This is a genomic window from Rhodococcus sp. (in: high G+C Gram-positive bacteria), assembly GCF_049591685.1.
GTDB lineage: Bacteria > Actinomycetota > Actinomycetes > Mycobacteriales > Mycobacteriaceae > Rhodococcoides.
In genome coordinates this window covers 1-4,822 of the sequence record NZ_JBAWFH010000084.1, presented here as the reverse complement: position 1 = coordinate 4,822, position 4,822 = coordinate 1, and the positions used below count along the sequence as shown (strand labels likewise).

Annotated in this window: 6 protein-coding genes; all 6 read right to left on the bottom strand. The window is 64.0% G+C overall.

The genetic code is table 11. The features are described 5' to 3' along the window. Positions 1 to 278: ATP-binding cassette domain-containing protein (locus tag WBQ44_RS03915; RefSeq protein ID WP_495565428.1), on the bottom strand; the 278-nt coding region annotated here is incomplete at its 3' end. Positions 279 to 283: 5 nt separating this feature from the next. Then, on the bottom strand, positions 284 to 1,117 hold the full coding sequence (locus tag WBQ44_RS03910; RefSeq protein WP_495565427.1) for a carbohydrate ABC transporter permease: 834 nt from the start codon (positions 1,115 to 1,117) through the stop codon (positions 284 to 286). Continuing rightward, positions 1,117 to 2,040, bottom strand: a complete 924-nt coding sequence (locus tag WBQ44_RS03905; protein ID WP_495565426.1) for a carbohydrate ABC transporter permease — start codon at positions 2,038 to 2,040, stop codon at positions 1,117 to 1,119. The genes WBQ44_RS03910 and WBQ44_RS03905 overlap by 1 nt, the downstream gene beginning before the upstream one ends. Next, positions 2,037 to 3,359, bottom strand: a complete 1,323-nt coding sequence (locus tag WBQ44_RS03900) for an extracellular solute-binding protein (RefSeq protein ID WP_495565425.1) — start codon at positions 3,357 to 3,359, stop codon at positions 2,037 to 2,039. Before WBQ44_RS03900 ends, WBQ44_RS03905 begins: the two co-directional genes overlap by 4 nt. A 178-nt stretch (positions 3,360 to 3,537) precedes the next feature. Then, a complete protein-coding gene (locus tag WBQ44_RS03895; RefSeq protein WP_495565424.1) occupies positions 3,538 to 4,029 on the bottom strand; it encodes a YflT domain-containing protein in 492 nt (163 codons plus the stop codon). Between the two features lie 4 nt (positions 4,030 to 4,033). Further along, positions 4,034 to 4,822 (bottom strand): HpcH/HpaI aldolase/citrate lyase family protein (locus WBQ44_RS03890; RefSeq protein ID WP_495565423.1); only part of this gene is annotated, 789 nt, incomplete at its 5' end.

The following is a 4,822-nucleotide window of genomic DNA, read 5'->3' as shown; positions in this document are numbered from 1 at the left end:
ACCGTCATGTGCGGGTACAGCGCGTACGACTGGAACACCATGGCGATGTCGCGGTCCTTGGGTGCGCGCTCGTTGACGCGTTCCCCGGCGATGCGCAGTTCGCCGGACGAGATGTCCTCGAGGCCCGCGATCATGTTGAGCGTCGTGGACTTTCCGCAGCCGGAGGGCCCGACGAGGATGATGAATTCACCGTCGGCGATGGTGATGTCGACGTCGCTCACCGCGGCGGCGCCGTCGGGGTAGAGCTTGGTGACTTTGTCGAGAACGATTTCGGCCATGACGGTTATCCCTTCACTGCGCCGGACGTCAAGCCCGCCACGATGCGTCGTTGGAAGAAGAGCACGAAGATGATGATCGGAATGGTGATGACCACGGCTGCCGCGGCGATCGACCCGGTGGGCTCCTCGAACTGCGAGCTACCGGTGAATTGGGAGATCGCGGCAGGCACGGTGATCGAGCGTTCCGTTGCTGTCAGCGAGATGGCGAGGAGCAGGTCGTTCCAGGCGAAGATGAACACCAGGATCGCGGCGGTGACGATACCCGGCGCGGCGAGCGGTGCGATGACCTTGCGGAAAGCCTGTGCGGGCGTGGCACCGTCCATCTTGGCTGCCTTCTCCAGCTCCCAGGGGATCTCGCGGAAGAACGCCGACAGGGTGTAGATCGCGAGCGGCAGCGCGAAGGTGATGTACGGAATGATCAGGCCGAGCCAGGTGTCGAAGAGTCCGATGGCTCGTTCGATGTCGAACAGCGGTGTCACGAGCGAGATCTGCGGGAACATCGCGATGAGCAGCGCGGCACCTACGAGCGCCTTCTTGCCCGGGAAATCGAGTCGCGCGACGGCGTACGCGGCCATGGTTCCGATGACGACGGCGATGACGGTGGTGATGAGGCCGATGCCGATCGAGTTGATCAGGGCCGAGGTGAACTGGTTGGTCTGGAAGATGCCCTTGTAGTTGTCGAAGGTGATCGACGTGGGAATGAACTTGCCGTCCGCGATGGTGGCGGTCGACTTGAACGACAGGCTGATGATCCAGGCCAACGGAACCAGCGCGTACAGGAGTACGAGCGTGTTGATGACGGTCCAGCCGACTTTTTTCCGGGGCGTTACGGTCGTCATTACTTGCGGCCTCCGTCGTCGGAGCCCGGTGCCGATGCACCGAACAGCTTGATGAACACGAACGCGATGATGGCGACGCAGAAGAAGATCAGAACGCTGATCGCCGAGCCGAGTCCGAGGTTGAAAGCACCGAACAGGTTGTCGTAACCGAGGATCGACACCGAGCCGGTGCCGTTGCTGCCCTTGGTCAGAACGTAGATGTTGTCGAAGATGCGGAAGGCGTCGAGGGTGCGAAAGAGCAGCGCGACGAGGATGGCCGGTTTCATCAGCGGAATCGTGATGCGCACCAACCTGGTCCACGCTCCGGCACCGTCGACCTGTGCTGCCTTGAGCAGATCGTCGGGTACGAGCGCGAGGCCGGCGAGGAGCAGCAGGGCCATGAACGGAGTCGTCTTCCACACCTCTGCGAGGACGACGATGGCGAGGGAGGGCAACTGCTGGGTGAGCGGCGCACTGCCGTCGGGCAGCAGGTTGGCGAGGTAACCCGTGCCCGGCGTCCACGCGTAGTACCAGCTGTATGCCGCTGCGACGGTGACGATGCCGTACGGGATGAGCACGACGGTGCGGACGAGTCCGCGGCCGAAGATGGTGCGGTGCATGATCAGTGCGACCGTGAGACCGAGGACGAATTCGATGATCACCGAAATGACGGTGATGGCGACGGTGACGCCGAATGCCGTCCACCAGTAGCCGTCGGTGAGCACGGTGACGTAGTTTGCGAGCCCGACGAATTCGCGGTCGTCGGGGAACGCCAGGTTGTACTTCTGCAAGCTCAGCCAGAAGGCGTAGAGGATGGGGTAGCCGGTGACGGCCAACATCATGATGGCGGCGGGCGCGATGAGCGTCAGGCCCAACCTGCGTTCGGCCTTCTTGCCGTCGGAGACCTTTTTCAGGACTTCCTCTTTGTCCAACGTTGCGCTCATGGAATCAGCCCTTCGGAATTGACTGCCTTGGAGACCAGATCGGCGAGCTTGTCCACGTCGGCCACCGGGTCGATGTCCTGGGGCGGATTGAGCGCGTCGGCGAGAAGGATCGAGATGCTCTGGTACGCGGGCGAGACCGGACGGACGGCGGCGTTCTCGATGGAATCCAGAACGCCTTCCCAGGCCGGGTAGACGGCTTGGAACTCGGGGTCCTGGTAGAGCTGGGCAAGCACCGGAGGCACGCCGCCGTTGACGGCGTTGTTGCGCTGATTGTCCTCGTTGGTGAGGCAGGCCACGGCCTCCCAGGCCAGTTCTTCGTTCTGGGTGGTCTTCGCGACGCCGATGTTGAAGCCGCCGATGGTGACCTTCGCGGGCGTATCCGGTACGACGGCGGGGTACGGCGCGCTGCGGAACACCTCGGCGATGGCGGCGTCCTGTTGCTCCGCAGGCACGGTGGTGAGATCGAGGTACGGAACTGCACCCGCGGCGGCGTTCTCCTTGATGCCGGGCAGCACGAACGGATAGTTGACCTGGAACGCGGAGTTGCCGGCCTCCATTCCCAAACGGGCGGTTGCCTCGTCGGTCTGCGAGATCGACGGGTCGTGGCCGTCGGCGGTGGCGACCCGCTTCATGATCTCGAGTGCCTTCTGGGTGGCTGCGCGGTGCTCCGGGGTGTCGTTCAGCTCGACGGTGGTGCCGTCGTCACCGACGACCTGGCCGCCTGCGCTGACAAGGAGGCTGTTGAACCACACCATCAGGCCCTCGTACTGCTTGGCCTGAACGCCGATGTATGCCGGCTTGCCTTCAGCGGCGTTGGCTTCGGCCATGTCGATCATCTGGTCCCACGTCTGCGGCGGCGCTCCGCCCGGCACGGCATCGGGGCGGTACCAGAGCAGCTGGGTGTTGGAGTTGAGGGGAACCGCGTACAGCTGGTCCTGCCAACGGGCGGTGGCGAGGGGGCCTTCGAGTGTGGCTCCGCCTTCGAGGCTCGCGGCGAGGTCGTCCGGAACGGGAAGCGCCCAGCCGGCTTCGGCGAACTCGGCCGTCCACACGACGTCGAGCGTCATCAGGTCGAGAGAGTCGTCGTTGCCCGCGAGTCGCCGGGCGAGCTGGAGTCGCTGATCGTTGGCGCTCTTGGGGAGTGTTCGTTGCTCCACCTTGTAGCGGCCGCTCGACGCCGCCGAACATTCTTCTGCGGCGGCGGCATACTGCTCGGCGCCGTCCGCCGCGGTGTAGAAACTCAGCACCGGTGTGCTGGTGTCCGACGACCCACAGGCCGCCAGCAACGGACTCGCGACCAGTGCCGCGGCAGCCAGCACCCCTATTCTGGTTGCGTTTGCAGGCCTAGGACCACGTTGTCTCGGCACTTTCCGCCTCCGTAATTTCGTTCACGTGTGCAGCATTCATTGCCGTTCACTGCCCTGCACGTAAAGAAACGTAACCGAACTACCCGGGCGGGAGGGGGAATTGGGACTATTCCGTAACCTGAGAGGGAACCTACAGAGAAAGTTTGGCCAACATGTCGCGTGCCCGCTCTGCGCTCTTCGGCTCGCAGAGAACGTCGTAGCGCCCCGCGACCAATTGCATGCTGGATGCGAAGTCGCGCTGGCCCTTGGTTGCCGCGTAGGGAATGGCGGCGGAAATCAGGCCGAACACGATGCCACCGACGATGCCGATGATGAGGGCACCGACGATGTTGCCGTTGGTGAAGATTCCCAACACGAGACCTAAGAAGAGTCCGAGCCAGGCACCCGAAACGACGCCGCCGCCAATGACTTTGGGCCACGTCAACCGGCCCAGCACGCGTTCGACCTGCATGAGGTCGACTCCGACGATGGTGACGTCCTGTACGGAGAACTCTTGATCGGAGAGGTAGTCGACGGCCTTCTGCGCCTCGGCGTACGTCGGGTAGGACCCGATCGGCCAACCGGACGGCGGCGTCGGGAGTCCCTGACCGGGACGGCTGGGCTGCGAGAGAGGATTTGTCATTCCCCTATTGTGCCTGCGCCGACCGTGTTCGCACCATCCCGGCCGCTCGGCCTTTCGCCGAGACCACCAACGCCATCTTGCGGCTGGCCTCGTCGATCATTTCGTCGCCGAGCATCACCGCGCCCCGCGCTCCACCTTCGGCGGACGTATGGAATTCGTACGCCTCGAGAATGTCCTCGGCTTTGTCGAAATCGGCCTGTCGGGGGCTGAATATCTCGTTGGCCGCGTCGATCTGGGTGGGATGCAGTACCCATTTGCCGTCGAAGCCGAGTCCGGCGGTTCGACCCGCAGCTCGGCGAAAGGCGTCGACGTCGCGGATCTGCAGGTACGGCCCGTCGATGGCCTGCAGGCCGTGGGTGCGAGCCGCCAACAGGATCGTCATCAAAATGTGGTGGTAGGCGTCTCCGGTGTCGTAGCCCTCCGGCTGCTCACCGACGACGAGGGTGCGCATATTGACGCTCGCCATGAGGTCGGCCGGACCGAACACGAGCGTCTGCACACGTGGGCTCGCCGTGGCGATCTCGTCGACGTTGCGCAGGCTGCGGGCGCTTTCGATCTGCGGTTCGATCCCGATAGCGCCGACGGGCAGGCCGTTCGTCTTCTCGACCTGCGTCAGCAACAGGTCGAGGGCGTGCACGTGCTGCGCCGACTCCACCTTGGGCAGGAGTATGGCGTCGAGATTCGCACCGGCACCGCTGACGACGTCGATGACATCGCCGTACGTCCACTCGGTGGTCCAGTCGTTGACCCGAACCACCTTGAGCTGCGAGCCCCAACCATCGGAGTTGAGCGC